At 63.2% G+C, this 13,872-nt stretch carries 15 protein-coding genes and 3 tRNA genes; 11 read left to right on the top strand and 7 right to left on the bottom strand.

All coding sequences use genetic code 11. The annotated features are described in order from the left end of the window. Nucleotides 1-13: 13 nt before the first annotated feature. The 3 genes from RB623_RS02905 to RB623_RS02895 form a co-directional block, all read right to left on the bottom strand. A tRNA-Leu gene (locus tag RB623_RS02905) sits at nucleotides 14-90 on the bottom strand. A gap of 1 nt (nucleotide 91) precedes the next feature. After that, a tRNA-Leu gene (locus tag RB623_RS02900) sits at nucleotides 92-168 on the bottom strand. 7 nt (nucleotides 169-175) lie between these two features. Then, nucleotides 176-252, bottom strand: a tRNA-Leu gene (locus tag RB623_RS02895). A 182-nt stretch (nucleotides 253-434) separates the two neighbouring features. Here RB623_RS02895 and RB623_RS02890 point away from each other — a divergent pair. The 6 genes from RB623_RS02890 (at nucleotide 435) to RB623_RS02865 (ending at nucleotide 5,118) form a co-directional block, all read left to right on the top strand. Next, nucleotides 435-2,537: an ASKHA domain-containing protein gene (locus RB623_RS02890; protein WP_308055249.1), complete on the top strand. Its 2,103-nt coding sequence runs from the start codon at nucleotides 435-437 to the stop codon at nucleotides 2,535-2,537. A 4-nt stretch (nucleotides 2,538-2,541) separates the two neighbouring features. Beyond that, nucleotides 2,542-3,279, top strand: a complete 738-nt coding sequence (locus tag RB623_RS02885) for a class I SAM-dependent methyltransferase (protein WP_308055248.1) — start codon at nucleotides 2,542-2,544, stop codon at nucleotides 3,277-3,279. A gap of 56 nt (nucleotides 3,280-3,335) precedes the next feature. Next, nucleotides 3,336-3,491: a hypothetical protein gene (locus RB623_RS02880; protein WP_308055490.1), complete on the top strand. Its 156-nt coding sequence runs from the start codon at nucleotides 3,336-3,338 to the stop codon at nucleotides 3,489-3,491. A gap of 259 nt (nucleotides 3,492-3,750) precedes the next feature. Then, nucleotides 3,751-3,984: a hypothetical protein gene (locus RB623_RS02875; protein ID WP_308055247.1), complete on the top strand. Its 234-nt coding sequence runs from the start codon at nucleotides 3,751-3,753 to the stop codon at nucleotides 3,982-3,984. Between the two features lie 164 nt (nucleotides 3,985-4,148). Beyond that, nucleotides 4,149-4,334, top strand: a complete 186-nt coding sequence (locus tag RB623_RS02870) for a hypothetical protein (RefSeq protein ID WP_308055246.1) — start codon at nucleotides 4,149-4,151, stop codon at nucleotides 4,332-4,334. 232 nt (nucleotides 4,335-4,566) lie between these two features. After that, nucleotides 4,567-5,118, top strand: coding sequence for an amidase domain-containing protein (locus RB623_RS02865; protein ID WP_308055245.1), 552 nt, complete (start codon nucleotides 4,567-4,569; stop codon nucleotides 5,116-5,118). A 74-nt stretch (nucleotides 5,119-5,192) separates the two neighbouring features. Here the strand turns inward: RB623_RS02865 and RB623_RS02860 are convergent, their stop codons facing one another. Continuing rightward, nucleotides 5,193-6,092, bottom strand: coding sequence for a LysR substrate-binding domain-containing protein (locus RB623_RS02860; RefSeq protein WP_308055244.1), 900 nt, complete (start codon nucleotides 6,090-6,092; stop codon nucleotides 5,193-5,195). Between the two features lie 226 nt (nucleotides 6,093-6,318). Here RB623_RS02860 and RB623_RS02855 point away from each other — a divergent pair, with 226 nt between their 5' ends. The 3 genes from RB623_RS02855 to RB623_RS02845 all read left to right on the top strand — a co-directional run bounded on the left by RB623_RS02855 (nucleotide 6,319) and on the right by RB623_RS02845 (nucleotide 8,208). Beyond that, the gene (locus tag RB623_RS02855; RefSeq protein WP_308055243.1) at nucleotides 6,319-6,504 is read left to right on the top strand and encodes a hypothetical protein; all 186 of its coding nucleotides are present in this window, start codon (nucleotides 6,319-6,321) and stop codon (nucleotides 6,502-6,504) included. Between the two features lie 339 nt (nucleotides 6,505-6,843). Continuing rightward, entirely contained in the window at nucleotides 6,844-6,984 is a 141-nt protein-coding gene (locus RB623_RS02850) for a hypothetical protein (RefSeq protein ID WP_308055242.1), read from the top strand. Between the two features lie 285 nt (nucleotides 6,985-7,269). Next, nucleotides 7,270-8,208, top strand: a complete 939-nt coding sequence (locus RB623_RS02845; RefSeq protein ID WP_374121632.1) for a GlxA family transcriptional regulator — start codon at nucleotides 7,270-7,272, stop codon at nucleotides 8,206-8,208. Between the two features lie 9 nt (nucleotides 8,209-8,217). Here RB623_RS02845 and RB623_RS02840 read toward each other — a convergent pair whose 3' ends face one another. The 3 genes from RB623_RS02840 to RB623_RS02830 all read right to left on the bottom strand — a co-directional run bounded on the left by RB623_RS02840 (nucleotide 8,218) and on the right by RB623_RS02830 (nucleotide 12,874). After that, nucleotides 8,218-9,300 carry a Gfo/Idh/MocA family oxidoreductase gene (locus RB623_RS02840; protein WP_308055240.1) on the bottom strand — a complete coding sequence of 361 codons (1,083 nt, stop codon included), beginning with the start codon at nucleotides 9,298-9,300 and terminating at the stop codon, nucleotides 8,218-8,220. A gap of 77 nt (nucleotides 9,301-9,377) precedes the next feature. After that, nucleotides 9,378-10,181 (bottom strand): DUF1194 domain-containing protein, encoded by an 804-nt coding sequence (locus RB623_RS02835; protein WP_308055239.1) that lies wholly within the window; start codon nucleotides 10,179-10,181, stop codon nucleotides 9,378-9,380. 131 nt (nucleotides 10,182-10,312) lie between these two features. After that, nucleotides 10,313-12,874, bottom strand: coding sequence for an FAD-dependent oxidoreductase (locus RB623_RS02830; RefSeq protein WP_308055238.1), 2,562 nt, complete (start codon nucleotides 12,872-12,874; stop codon nucleotides 10,313-10,315). A 205-nt stretch (nucleotides 12,875-13,079) separates the two neighbouring features. Here RB623_RS02830 and RB623_RS02825 point away from each other — a divergent pair, with 205 nt between their 5' ends. After that, on the top strand, nucleotides 13,080-13,373 hold the full coding sequence (locus tag RB623_RS02825) for a DUF1778 domain-containing protein (protein ID WP_308055478.1): 294 nt from the start codon (nucleotides 13,080-13,082) through the stop codon (nucleotides 13,371-13,373). After that, the gene (locus RB623_RS02820; protein ID WP_308055237.1) at nucleotides 13,348-13,863 is read left to right on the top strand and encodes a GNAT family N-acetyltransferase; all 516 of its coding nucleotides are present in this window, start codon (nucleotides 13,348-13,350) and stop codon (nucleotides 13,861-13,863) included. The genes RB623_RS02825 and RB623_RS02820 overlap by 26 nt, the downstream gene beginning before the upstream one ends. The last annotated feature ends 9 nt before the right edge of the window (nucleotides 13,864-13,872 follow it).

The following is a 13,872-nucleotide window of genomic DNA, read 5'->3' as shown; positions in this document are numbered from 1 at the left end:
TCGCAAAAGAGGTTGGTGGGAGGGACGGGCTTCGAACCCGTACTGAATGCCGTCTCAGGACGTTGCCTCTGCCGATTGGGCTACCCTCCCGTGGTGCGAGCGGAGGGAGTCGAACCCACACTGCCTGCAGTCTGAGTGCAGTGCCTCTTCCAGTTGGGCTACGCTCGCAGGAATTTGGTGCGGGTTATGGGACTCGAACCCATACAGGACGGATTTTAAGTCCGTTGCCTCTACCGATTGGGCTAAACCCGCGCAGATGGCGGGCGAGTATTGGGATAAGAAATGCCGTTACCCGCTCGCCGTTAGGCAAGCAGGGTTAGTCGCTCGAAGCGAAAGGCGACGATATGTGCAGAGGCATTGATCATAGAATTTCTCATGAAGTGCTTGCGAAGGCGTGTCAAGCCGTCGCAATCTGCTCAGCGAAGTAAATAATCATGAATTCTCCAGCAAACATCACCGATCCCCTCGTCCTGTTCATGCCGTCCGGCAAGCGTGGCCGCTTTCCCGTCGGCACGCCGCTGCTCGACGCCGCCCGCTCGCTCGGCGTCTATGTCGAGAGCGTCTGCGGCGGGCGCGCCACCTGCGGCCGCTGCCAGATCGAGGTGCAGGAAGGCAATTTCGCAAAACACAAGATCGTCTCGGCGCTCGACCACATCTCGCCGCGCGGGCCGAAGGAGGAGCGCTACGACCGCGTCCGCGGCCTGCCCGTGCATCGCCGCCTCTCCTGCTCGGCAACCGTCCAGGGCGATCTCGTCATCGACGTGCCGCAGGATACGGTGGTCAACGCGCAGGTGGTGCGCAAGGCCGCCACCGACCGGGTGATCGAGCGCAACGCCGCCATCCAGCTCTGTTATGTCGAGGTCGAGGAACCCGACATGCATAAGCCGCTCGGCGACCTCGACCGGCTGAAAGTGTCGCTGGCGAAGGACTGGGGCTGGAAGGACCTCCTGGTCGCGCCACACCTGATCCCGAGAATCCAGAAGATTCTGCGCACGAAACTGCCCGACCAGCCTGAGGTCAGCGAAGGCAAATGGGGCGTCACGGCGGTCGTCCACCGCGACATGGATTCGTCGCGGCCCTTCATCATCGATCTCTATCCGGGCCTGAAGAACGAGGCCTACGGCATTGCCTGCGACATCGGCTCGACCACGATTGCCATGCACCTGGTGTCGCTGCTGTCGGGCCGCATCGTTGCTTCCTCCGGCACGTCGAACCCGCAGATCCGCTTCGGCGAGGATCTGATGAGCCGCGTCTCCTATGTGATGATGAACCCGGACGGCCGCGAGGCGATGACCAAGGCGGTACGCGAGGCCGTCAACGGGCTGATCGGAAAGGTCTGCGACGAGGGCGGCGTCGACCGCCACGACATTTTCGACTGCGTCTTCGTCGCCAACCCGATCATGCACCATTTGTTCCTCGGCATCGATCCGACGGAACTGGGCCAGGCGCCGTTCGCGCTCGCCGTCTCGGGCGCGCTGCAGTTCTGGGCGCATGAGATCGGCATCGAGGTGGCACCCGGCGCGCGGCTCTACACCTTGCCGTGCATCGCCGGCCATGTCGGTGCGGATGCGGCCGGCGCGACGCTTTCGGAAGGCCCGTACCGCCAGGACAAGATGATGCTGCTGGTCGACGTCGGCACCAATGCGGAGATCGTGCTGGGCAACCGGCAACGGGTCGTCGCAGCGTCGTCCCCGACCGGTCCGGCCTTCGAGGGCGCGGAAATCTCGTCCGGACAGCGCGCCGCCCCCGGCGCCATCGAGCGCGTGCGCATCGATCCCGAGACGCTGGAGCCCCGCTATCGCGTCATCGGCACCGACAAATGGTCGGACGAGGAGGGTTTCGAGGAAGCCTCCTGGGCGACCGGCGTCACCGGCATCTGCGGCTCCGCGATCATCGAGGTGGTCGCCGAGATGTACCTGACCGGCATCATTTCGGAGGACGGCGTCATCGACGGCGCGATGGCCGAGCGCAGCCCCCGCATCGTCCCGAATGGCCGCACCTTCTCCTACTTGCTGCGCGAGGGGCGCGCCGGCGAGCCGCGCATCACCGTCACCCAGAACGACATCCGCGCCATCCAGCTCGCCAAGGCGGCGCTCTATGCCGGCGTGAAACTCTTGATGGAGAAGCAGGGCGTCGAGACGGTCGACACGATCCGTTTCGCCGGCGCCTTCGGTTCCTTCATCGATCCGAAATACGCCATGGTGCTGGGCCTGATCCCCGATTGCGACCTGGCCGAGGTCAAGGCGGTGGGCAACGCCGCCGGCACCGGCGCGCTGATGGCGCTGTTGAACCGCAACCATCGCCGCGAGATCGAGAAAGAGGTTTCGAAGATCGAGAAGATCGAGACGGCGCTGGAACCCAATTTCCAGCAACTGTTCATCGACGCCATGGCCCTGCCCAACAAGGTCGACCCATTCCCCAAACTGGCAGAGCAGGTGAAACTGCCGCCGCGCAAGGTGGTCGAGCAAACCGCCGGCGACGGCGGCCCGCGCCGGCGTTCGCGCGAGGATCGCGCCGCGCGCCGGGCGCGGGAGTGACGGCGTGACGATCGATCTCGCTCCTTACGATTTCGTCGACTTCGGCTGTTCCTCGGGAGGCTCCATCAAGTTCGCGATGGAGCGGCTCGGCGGCGTCAACGGCATCGGCGTGGACCTCGATCCGCTGAAGGTGGCCGCCACTCGCGAAAAGGGCTTCACAGCCGAGCTTGCCGATCTGACGCTGCCGATGTCCTTCAAGGGCAAGGCGCGCTTCTCGTTGATTGCGCATGTCCTGGAGCACATTCCCTCGCCGAAAATCGCCGGACAGATCCTGCGCACCGCCGCCGCCATCAGCTCGGAGTTCGTGCTGGTCCGCCAGCCCTGGTTCGACAGCGACGGCCCGCTGGCCGCAATGGGCGTCAAGTTGTACTGGTCGGATTGGAGCGGACACACCAACCATATGACGACGCTGGAGATGTATCTGGCGCTGAAGCCGCTGCTTGTGAAGAAGCTCATCGCGAGCTTCACCATCTTCGGATACCGGCGTATCAGCCACACCTCGTCCGACCGGATCGTGCCGCTGGACGGTCCGATCAATCGCCATCATTATGCGGCCGAGATTGACGGACCCAAGCCGCAGGCGGACCTCCCGTTCGATTGTTTCGACGAACTGGTGGCGCTGATCGGGGTCAGCCACTCCTACGATGCGACGCGTCTTCCGCCATACTTCCGCGACGCCAAGCCGATCCTAGCGCTGCCCGTTGCGGGCGACATGCCGGCCGCAATCGCCTTGCCGAAATAGGGCAATCTCACTCTACGCGGCCGCCTGCTAGTTTCCACTCATCGAGGGGAGCCAGCATGCTCATGGCGCTGCCCAACAAGGTGGATCCGTTTCCCAAACTGGCAGAGCAGGTGAAACTGCCGCCGCGCAAGGCGGTCGAGCAGACGGCCGGCGACGGCGCTCCGCGCCGCCGTTCGCGCGAGGAGCGGGCCGCACGCCGCGGGCGCGACTGACCTTCGCCCTCGCCTTCCCTGTACATGTCGATCTTGCACCGTTGATGTCGCCAGGCTGCATGGCGCGTATCGCGCCGGTTTCCACCGGGCAACGGCCGCGCCCTGCGCCGTCCTTCAGGCGCGATCCATCCGATACAGCAGCGCAATAGCATCTCTGCATCGACCCGCCAGATACATCTCTGGCGGAAATAAGCGGGAGGGAAATCCTCATGAAGACGAATCCGAGCGGTGGCCGCGAGGCTGCCTGCGTCCGCACGCCATGTTCGCGACGATGTGGAATTTCTCGCGGCAGCCGATGGAGTCGCCGCTGATGCCGTTCCTCGATCATTTTCACAGGGTCGGCGCTCGTTATCGACTGGCGGCAAACGCGCGCAGGACCCGGCGCATCATGAATGCCCTGCCTCCGGAGATTCAGCGGGATCTGGACTGGAATCCTCCGCCATCGACGATGGCCAGCATCTATCGGGCAATCACCGCTTCCATACGGCGCTGAGCCCGCCTTTCCGAAAGCGGCAACCGCAGGAAGCGCGGCCCATCCGCATGGATTGAAACAACCTGACCGGCCGGCGCAATTCGGCGGAAACAAACCGCCGGCATATCTCCGCCCGCAATCGGTTCCCGGATGATCCGGCAGCCGCGACAGCGATGGAGATGAAAATGTCGATATTCAACAATATCGGCCGGTTCGGCGCCGCTCTCCGCATGGCGCGCCGCAACAGGCTGGCGATGCGCGAGATGAACGCGCTTCCGCCGGAACTGCAGAAGGACATCGGCTGGCCAGCCAGTCCGGAGTCCCGCACGGCAACCAGCATCCGCGAAATCTATCTGAAGGCCCTGACCTGACAGCCGGCGGCGGACCCGGGATCGAGCGACGGGCGAGGCCTAGACGATCCCGCGACCTCGCTCTTTGCAGCGTCGACGCAACAGAATTTGTCGATTTCCACATTATATGTGCCAGTTGCAACATATCTGCACTCCGGCGCGATTGTCCGGAAACGCTGAGGCGTAAAAATCTCCCCGGTTCGCATCCGACCTGACTCAGGTTCGGATTCCCGTACGACCGAGTGGAGGACGAATGAAAACCTACAACAGAACAGCAGCCGCAACTTACGCCATCAAATATGCACTCAACTACAACACAGAATGGCCGTCCGACAAAGGATTGGGAGGCGACTGCACAAACTTCGTATCGCAAGCCTTGCATGCAGGAGGCTGGACGATGGTCAAGCGCGGCACGATACTCGGAAGCGCAAGGGATAGCGGTTCGTGGTTCTCCGGCAAGGCGGGATCGGATCTTTACAAGGAACGAAGCCGAACCTGGGCGGCAGCCGCCAACTTCAGCCAATATCTAACCTGGGGTAACCGCGCAAAACCCTGCACCCCGGACGACCTTGCCCTCGGGGACGTCGTGCAACTACGCAAATTCGACATAACATACCACACGATGATCGTGACTGGCCTCCTGCCGACCAGTATTCGCAGCAAATCCATCGCGCTGCTGACCTATCATTCCAACGACACGCTGCAAAAGCCGATCACCGCCATCGGAACCGAACACATGTTGTGCTGGAAGATATCCGACACCTTTGAAGAAAAGGTCCCATATGTCATGCCCAGGGCCGGTTAGCGGACCGGGCAGCCGGGCCGGACCGGAAGGCTGCGGCCGGACACCGCCGCCGCGATACTTTCGGTAACCCAAGCTTAGAACTTCCCCGTATCCCGGAACACCTCGAATGTCGCGCGGATATGGTCGGCCACCGCCTTTACCGGCGCGCTGGCGTCGGGCGACACGATCATAGCCAGATTGTAGGTGCCGATCTCCGGCATACCGTCCTTGGGTCCGAGTTCGACCATGTCGTTGCCGAGAAACGATTTCGGCAGCGGAGCAACCGCAAGGTCGGCCTGGATGGCGGCGCGCTGGCCGGCCGTATGGGCGCTCATATAGGCGACGCGGTAGTTGCGGCCCTCGCGGCCGAGCGCTTCCAGTGCGCCGGCCCGCCAGACGCAGCCCTCCTCCCACAGTGATACGGGCAGCGGCTCGCGCATATGGGCGCAGCCGCCCTTGGCGCCCGCCCATACGATCGGTTCGGTGAGCAGCACTTCCGCGCCGATCGCGCTGGTCTTGTAGGAGTTGGTGAGCAGCGTGATGTCGAGGGCGCGATCGTCCATGCGGCGGCGCAGATTGATCGACTGGTCGATGGTGACATCGACGGCGATCGAGGGATGCGACTGGGCGAAACGCTTTAGAACATGCGGCAGGACGCGCTCGCCATAGTCGTCCGGCGAGCCGAGCCGCACCACCCCGACGATGTCGGGCACGATGAACTTCGACACCGCCTCCCGGTTGATGGCAAGCAGGCGGCGGGCGTAACCCAGCAGCATCTCGCCGTCAGTGGTCAGCGCTACCGAGCGCGCGTCACGGGTGAATACCGAGCGGCCGAGCACGTCCTCGAGCTTCTTGATCTGCATCGACACCGCCGAGGGTGTGCGGAAGACAGCGGTCGCCGCGATGGTGAAGCTGCCGGTCTCGGCGATCGCCACGAAGGTGCGCAGCACGTCGAGGTCGAGCAGCGGAAGCGGATGATTTAGCGGGGCGTTCATGAGATTCGATCCATTCAAAAAATCTGATCGGAAGCATCATTCCATTTCGTTTGATTGAACATGACGCAAGGGCCATAGTCAACAGTGTGGAAGGCGGCAAACTTGTCATGCTCACAATCGCCGCCACCCGAAGACCGGAAATGCAAGTTTTGACGGATCGCATGCCGGATGGACCGGTGTGCGGCAACGGTCCGGCTTTGCCTGGCCACAACTGAAGGAGGATAAAATGTCCATCTTTTCTGCCATCGGCCACTTGGCCCACGAGTATAGTGTTGCCCGCGCCCGCTACCTGACCGAACGCCAGGTTCGCGCCCTGCCCTACGAGATCCAGAAGGACATCGGCTGGCCGGACGTGGCCAACCGCGAGCCTTCCTCGCGCATCGCGATCGGATCCTGGGCTGGAGGCCGCTGATCGTGAAATGTCCCGTGTAGCCCGCCGTCATTCAGGATGACGGCGGGCTTTCTGTTCCCCCTCCTGCCTTGTCCGCAGGCATGCTTGCCGCGCATGACGCATCTGAAGTAATCGCATGGCTGTGCCTTGTCGGCATTATTTCATTGATTTGATTTTTCTTTTTCCCTCTTGCCAGCACTGTCGGATATCCGACCATGTCGCTTTTTGTGCGGGCCGCTTCGCTTTTGTTGCTGCACTGCACAGTGCAAATGCCTATATCCACGCCATCAACGAGATGCCCCACTCCTAAGCAGACCCTAGCGAAGGCACCCCGTGTAACTCTCTGCATGGATCCGTGTCATGAAACTGTTCTCTCGTCTTTTTTCCCGCAACCGCGAAATCAACCTGACGACCGCCCTGGAGCGTCAGCGCCTCGACCGCACGATGCCCGGCCAGTCCGGCGCGCTTGCCGCCGCGCGCCTCGGTTTCGTGGTTCGCTGAACCGCCGGCCGGAAACGGCCTGAGCCTCGAACCAACGGACCGCGTCGGCCTCGCCGGCGCGGTTTTCGTTTGTCCGAAGCCGTTACCGAGTTCATTGGCGCCTGATGTCGCAAATTTTGCCTTAGACAAGCCCGCGGCTCCATTGACAGCACGGGTTTTTCCTGATGTGCCTATGCTGTTAGCGACATCGATGTCGCATGCGTGGTCTTGCGTGAGGCTTGCTTGAACGCCGTCAAACATCCGATCAAACGATCGCTTGTCTTCTTCCTCATCCCCGATTTCACGATGATCGCTTTCGCGACGGCGCTGGAACCGCTGCGTTCGGCCAATCGCATGCTGGGCTACGAGGCTTATCGCTGGCGGCTGGCGAGTTATGACGGGCGGCCGGTCAACGCCTCCAATGGCGTCGAATGCGCCGTCAACACCTCGCTGGAGGAAGAGCGGCGCAAGATGGCCGGCCCCGAACGGCCGTCGATGGTGGTGGTGTGCAGCGGCATCAATGTCGAACGCTACCAGAACAAGTCCGCCTTCGCCTGGCTGCGCGAGGAATACAATCGCGGCGTCGCCATCGGTGGTCTCTGCACCGGCGCGCATGTGCTCGCTTCCGCGGGCCTGCTCTCCGGAAAACGCTGCGCCATCCATTGGGAAAACCTGCCGGGCTTCTCCGAAGCCTTTCCCAAGGCCAACGTCTTTGCCGACCTCTTCGAGGTCGACCAGAACATCTACACCTGCGCCGGCGGCACCGCCGCGCTCGACATGATGTTGAAGCTGATCGGCGACGATTTCGACGACAATCTCGTAAACCGCGTCTGCGAGCAGGTGCTGACCGACCGTGTCCGCAGCCCTACCGACCGCCAGCGCCTGCCGCTGCGCGCGCGCCTCGGCGTACAGAACACAAAGGTGCTGTCGATCATCGAGCTTATGGAGGGCAACCTCTCCGAGCCGCTGTCACTCATCGAGATAGCCGATCATGTCGGCCTGTCGCGACGGCAGATCGAACGGCTGTTCCGCACCGAGATGGGACGCTCGCCGGCGCGCTACTACCTGGAGATAAGGCTCGACCGGGCGCGCCACCTGCTCATCCAGTCGTCGATGCCGGTGGTGGAGGTGGCGGTCGCCTGCGGCTTCGTGTCGGCCTCGCATTTTTCCAAATGCTATCGCGAGCTTTACGCGCGCTCGCCGCAGCAGGAGCGCGTCGACCGCAAGCAGTTGCTCGCCGCTTGAACGCCCGGGCTATTCGCGTTCCGGCGGTTGGCCAAGAACCGTCTCGATCACCTCCAGTACGGCAATGTTTTCGCGCAGCGGCATGACGCTCGACTGCGCCTCGCCGTTCAGCACAGACCGCATCGCCGCCTCCGCCTCGAACTGCAGGCCGCCACCCGGAAACCGGTAGCGGAAAGTCCTGCGCCCCGGCAAAGGCAACCGCGACAGGATTTTTGCGGCAGGTCCTCCCGCCGGTCCTTTGGCGCCGAGAAGCGGCAGGCCGGCCGTCCTGCCCTCGAAGACCGTCAGCGCCTGGGCTTTCAAGAACGGCGCTTCGACACGAATGGCGCCCTTGCTGCCGAAGACCGTAAAGATGTTCTCGCCGTCACGGTCGAAGCCGCAGGACAGCGCCGCCGTGGCGCCGGCGAAGGAAAGATCGAAGCTGCAACGCATGTCGACGCCGCTTTTTGCACGCCACCAACGCCCGGAGAATTTTTCGGGAACGCCGAGCAGATGGATGGCGAGCGACAGCGGATAGACGCCGAGGTCGAGCGCCGAGCCGCCACCCAGCGCCGGATCGAAGAAGCGCCCTGCCCCCGCCTCGTCCTTGCGGTAGGACAGGCCGCCCTCGACATGCGTCACCTCGCCGATCGCGCCGGCCGAAAGCATGTCGCGCAACGCCTGCATGGCGGGAAGGAAGCGCGTCCACATCGCCTCCATGACAAAACATCGTGTTATGCCGGCCAGATCGGCGATGCGGGCGGCATCGCCGCTCGACGTCGCCAGCGGCTTTTCCACCAGCACCGGCTTTTTCGCGCGCAGCGCTTCCAGCGCCTGCTCCGCATGAAAACTGTTCGGCGTCGCCAGATAGACCGCGTCGATGCTGCCGTCGGCGAGCAGTGCCGCGAGACCGGCATGGGCCTTCGGTGTGCCGGTCGCCGCCATGAAGCCGTTGGCGGCGGCTTCGCTGCGCGAGCACACCGCGCCAATCCGCGCGCCGGCGACGTGGTCGAGGTCGTCCGCGAATTGCCGCGCGATCGCGCCTGTTCCAACCACACCCCAGGTGAAGGGTCGCGCCGAAGCGGAGGGCTGACTAGTCTGCTGGTCCTGCATGGAGCACACCATACAGCGGCGCGACTAAGAGAGGATTGACGGACGGGCCGGCATTGGGTCGGTCGCGGCCAATGGGATCAGCGCGAATCCCACATGAACGAGCGGTCCCGCCACATCTTTTCGCCGACCATGCAATCGTAGCCCAGAAGATCCTGGGCTAGAATCACCGGAAACTCATCGTCGGCTGGCGGCTGCTCAAGATTGCCGGCCAATTCCAGTACCAGCTTGCGGCGGATCGCCTCCGGAAACTGCTCCCAGTCGTTGACCGGGATCATGAAGGCGCCTGGCCCGCCGATCACGCAGTTGGTGTAATAATTGTCGAGGTCCTTGACGTCATAGACGCTGGTGAAGCCGCCACTCGTCATCAGCGGCAGGCCATTGACGACGATGCCTTGTGCCACCGCCGCGTCGCGGCTGATCACCACAGGAGAACCCTGGTTGTTCGGTCCGTCGCCGGAAATGTCGATCACCCGCTTCGACCCGCGAAACTGGCTTTCGGCGAACAGGTCGGCCCCGAATTCCAGCGCACCGGAGATCGAGGTGCGTCGCGCGCTGTTGGGCGGATTGGCGCCAAGCTGCGCCACCACTCGCTCGGCGTCGGCGCGTGAGCCGATCACCGTCCACGGCACGATGAGATGCTGCGTGGTCGAGCCCGCCCATTCGAAATAGGTGACGGCGATCCTGCCGTGGGCGCCGTCGGCAATCGCTTGAAGCACGCGCTCGTCGGTGAGTGCCGCTGCATAGCCGCGCCGCTGGATCTCCAGTTCCTGCGGTGACATCGACAGCGACACGTCGACAGCGAGCACCAGCTCGACATCGACGGCTTGCTGGGCGTTTGCGGACTGGGAGAGGAGACCGCCGGAGAGGATCGAGGCGGCCATGAGAATCGGTCCGGTGGGCCAGGAGCGAAACATGACGTTAGGTTACGCAAAACACCGGGCCTGAAAAGAAAGGCCGGGAAAAATCCCCCGGCCTGTCCTTCACAATTTCGCGACTGAGTAATTGAACCCGCTTAGCTCCGCGGCTTCGAATTCTCCGGGTCGTAGAGCGGCTTGTAGCCGACGCCGGCCACCTCGGCAGGGAACGTCTCGCCGAAATACTCGACCGTCAGCTTTCGACCCTCCTGGCAGTAAGCCCAGGGCAGGTAAGCAAGCGCGATGTTCTTGCCGATGGTCGGGCCGTAAGCGACGGAGGTGGTGAAGGACCGGCGGCCGAGTTCGTCGACCAGTGGCTCGCCCGTCTCGGGATCGAGCACCGGCATGGCGCCGACGGGATAGCGGGCCACGCCTTTCGAATCGCGATTGTCGGTCATGACGAGCGTGCACAGCATGGCCGGCTGATTTTTGCGCGCACGATGCTGCAGATGTCTTGCCTTGCCGCGGAAATCCGCTTCCTTGACCTTCGGCCGTTGAAGATCGGCTTCCAACAGATTGTATTCCGTCAGCAAATCGGCGTTCTGCAGGCGCAGGCTCTTTTCCATGCGGCGGCTGTTGGCATAGGTCTCGACGCCGAAAGGCATCACGCCGGTCGAGCGCAGCGCATCCCATACGGCGAGCCCGTCCTCGTAGCGCATGTGCAGTTCCCAGCCCTGCTCGCCGACATAGGAGATGCGGAAGGCGGTTACATCCTTGCCCGCGATCTTGATCGGCTTGATAGCCGCGAACGGGAAATTTTCGAGTGAGAGCGCGGCCGCATCCTCGACCACTTTCTGCAACGTCGCCCTGGCATTCGGGCCCCAGATGCCGATGGTGACGTATTCTTCCGCCACATCGGTCACGGTGACGTCGAACCCTTTGTCCTCGGCGACGCGCTTCACATAGTGAAAGTCGCGCGGACCGGCATCTGCGCCGTCGACGACGCGGCAGCGGTCGGCCATGCGGATCACGGTCAGGTCGGCCCGCACCATGCCTTCGTCGTCGAGGAAGTGGGTATAGATGCCTTTTCCGATATTGGCGTCGCCGCCGATCCTTGCCGCGCAGAGCCATTCCATCAGCGCGACGTGGTCGGGGCCTTCGACGTCGAACATGTAGAAATGCGACAGGTTGACGATGCCGCAATCCTCGCTCATCGCGAGGTGCTCGGCATTGGAACCGCGCCAGAAATGTCTGGCGTCCCATTCGTTCTCGCGCACCGGCACGCGGTTGCCGTATTTTTCCAGAAGATGCTCGTTGGCGGCGTAGCCGTGCGCGCGCTCCCAGCCGCCAAGTTCCATGAAATAGCCGCCGAGTTCCTTCTCGCGCTCGTAGAAAGGCGAGCGTTTGATGTCGCGGCCGGTCGCATAGGGTTCGCGCGGGTGGACGGCGGGCGTATAGATTTTCTGCGCGGCCTCGCCGCAGCGCCCGGCGATGAAATCTTCCTTGATCTGGTGCGGGTAGAAGCGGGCAAAATCGATCGAGGCATGGTCGATTTCAGTGCGTCCGTCGGTCATCCAGTCGGCAACGAGCTTGCCGTAGCCGGGGCCGTCCTTGACCCAGATGCCGACAGCGTACCAGAGGCCCCTCACCTTCTGGCTCTCGCCGACCGATGCGCCGCCTGCGGCGGATACCTGCAGCAGGCCGTTGAAGGAGCGACGCTCGTCGTAGCCGAGTTCGGCCAGGATCGGCGTCAGTTCGATGGCGCGCTCCAGCGGCTCCAGAATCTGCTCCATGTCGAGGTCGCGCTGCGACGGCGACAGCCGCGCCTGCTCCTTTTCGAGCAGGTCGCGGGGATGGCAGAGCCGCGGGTTCCTCTCCTCGTAATAGCCCCACTCGATCATCCCGCCTTCGGCAGTGGTCGGGTCGCCGGTGTCGCGCATGTAGGCCGAGTTGCCCTGGTCGCGCATGAGCGGGTAGCCGATATCCTTGCCGGTTCCGGCAAACTTGTCGTACGGCCCGAAGAAGGTCAGCGGGTGGTCGACCGGCATCACCGGCAGGTCCTCGCCCGCCATCTCGGCGATCAGCCGGCCCCACAGTCCTGCGCAGACCACGACATGGTCGGCCATGATGGTGCCGCGGTCGGTGACGACGCCCTTGATCCGCCCGCCCTCGATGACCAGCGACTTTGCCGGCGTGTTGGCGAAAGCCTTCAGCCTGCCGGACTTCTCGCCCATGTCGACGAGCTTGCCGGCGACGGTCTGCGAGCGCGGAATGACGAGGCCGGCGTCGGGGTCCCAGAGGCCGCCCTGCACCATGCTTTCCTCGATCAGCGGAAACTTTTCCTTGATCTGGGCGGGCTCGATCAGGCGGGCGCGTGTGCCGAAAGCCTTGCCCGACGTTACCTTGCGCCTGATCTCGTCCATGCGCGTGTCGTCGCCGACGCGCGCGACCTCCAGGCCGCCGATGCGATCGTAATGACCGAGCTTGTCGTAGAAATCGATCGAATAGAGCGAGGTCCAGCACGACAGGAAATCGTGGCTGGTCATGTAGCAGAAATCCGAGGCATGCGCCGTCGAGCCGATGTCGGTCGGGATGCCTGACTTGTCGATGCCGACGATGTCGTCCCAGCCGCGCTCGATCAGGTGATGCGCGACCGAGGCGCCGACAATGCCGCCCAGCCCGATGATGACGACCTTCGCCCTTGCCGGAAACTCTGCCATAACCCGCGATCCTGAAATGGAATTTGCCGCACACTATAGGGCGGCGGGGCGAGAATGCAGCCTGTTTGCGACATCGCAAAAGGGAGCGGCGACCAGATGCCAACTGGCCGCGCCGGCGACTGGTCCCCGGTGACCGGCGGAACCTCCCTGCATCCAACAGAAGGATTGCCAATATACGGCATTTTGCCGTAAACTGTTGGCAGAGGTGATGTTCATGGCTCAGTCACAGATCGAAATGGCGCGGCTTGAGGCGCGCATACCGGCTCAGGCCTACGAGCAGATGCAGCGCGCAGCAAAGCTGCGGGGCATGACCTTGACCGGCTATCTTCTGGCAACCGCCGGCGAGGACGCAAGACGTGTGATCGAGGAGACCGAGATCATGCGGCTGAGCCGTGAGGACCAGATCCGCTTTGCCGAAGCCTTGATCGATCCTCCACAACCCAACGCCAAATTGGCACGCGCGGCCAAACGCCATGCAGAACTTTTCCGAGGCCGGTAGACGCGACCTCGTCATCGAACCGTTGAGCAAGGCGCATGACCGATCAGGTTTCGCTTGCGGCAATGAGCGGATCGACGCCTATCTGCGGCAAACGGTTTCGCAGGACATCAAGCGCGAATATGCGACCTGCTTCATCGCCCGCCTCGCGGAGAGCAATCGGGTCATTGCCTTCTACACACTTTCGTCCAGCAATGTGCCGCTCAACGAAGTGCCCGAGCCGCTTGCGCGGAAATTGCCTCGTTACCCGACCGTCCCTGCCGTATTGATCGGTTGGCTGGCCCGCGACCTGGGCCATGCGGGCCTTGGCCTCGGCGAGGCGATGTTGTTCGACGCAATCAAGACGGTGGCGACCGCACCTATCGGCGCTCATGCGATTTTCGCGGATGCGATCGACGACCGCGCTGCTGCCTTCTACCGGTCCTTCGGCTCCCTGCCTCTGGTGTCGCGTCCGGCGACTTTCTATCTGCCGCTCGCTTCCGCCAGGGGTTAAGCGCACCGA

Origin of the sequence: Mesorhizobium sp. LHD-90 (assembly GCF_030929505.1) — a bacterium.
Taxonomy (GTDB): Bacteria; Pseudomonadota; Alphaproteobacteria; order Rhizobiales; family Rhizobiaceae; genus Kumtagia.
This window is presented reverse-complemented; position numbering and strand designations above follow the sequence as displayed.

Coding starts and splice junctions, on each gene's coding strand:
- RB623_RS02860 (WP_308055244.1), bottom strand. CDS start 6,092: ATGAACGCCCCGCTAAATCATCCGCTTCCGCTGCTCGACCTCGACGTG.
- RB623_RS02875 (WP_308055247.1), top strand. CDS start 3,751: ATGTTCGCGACGATGTGGAATTTCTCGCGGCAGCCGATGGAGTCGCCG.
- RB623_RS02835 (WP_308055239.1), bottom strand. CDS start 10,181: ATGGCCGCCTCGATCCTCTCCGGCGGTCTCCTCTCCCAGTCCGCAAAC.
- RB623_RS02830 (WP_308055238.1), bottom strand. CDS start 12,874: ATGGCAGAGTTTCCGGCAAGGGCGAAGGTCGTCATCATCGGGCTGGGC.
- RB623_RS02880 (WP_308055490.1), top strand. CDS start 3,336: ATGCTCATGGCGCTGCCCAACAAGGTGGATCCGTTTCCCAAACTGGCA.
- RB623_RS02870 (WP_308055246.1), top strand. CDS start 4,149: ATGTCGATATTCAACAATATCGGCCGGTTCGGCGCCGCTCTCCGCATG.
- RB623_RS02840 (WP_308055240.1), bottom strand. CDS start 9,300: ATGCAGGACCAGCAGACTAGTCAGCCCTCCGCTTCGGCGCGACCCTTC.
- RB623_RS02865 (WP_308055245.1), top strand. CDS start 4,567: ATGAAAACCTACAACAGAACAGCAGCCGCAACTTACGCCATCAAATAT.
- RB623_RS02855 (WP_308055243.1), top strand. CDS start 6,319: ATGTCCATCTTTTCTGCCATCGGCCACTTGGCCCACGAGTATAGTGTT.
- RB623_RS02850 (WP_308055242.1), top strand. CDS start 6,844: ATGAAACTGTTCTCTCGTCTTTTTTCCCGCAACCGCGAAATCAACCTG.
- RB623_RS02845 (WP_374121632.1), top strand. CDS start 7,270: ATGATCGCTTTCGCGACGGCGCTGGAACCGCTGCGTTCGGCCAATCGC.
- RB623_RS02890 (WP_308055249.1), top strand. CDS start 435: ATGAATTCTCCAGCAAACATCACCGATCCCCTCGTCCTGTTCATGCCG.
- RB623_RS02820 (WP_308055237.1), top strand. CDS start 13,348: ATGCAGAACTTTTCCGAGGCCGGTAGACGCGACCTCGTCATCGAACCG.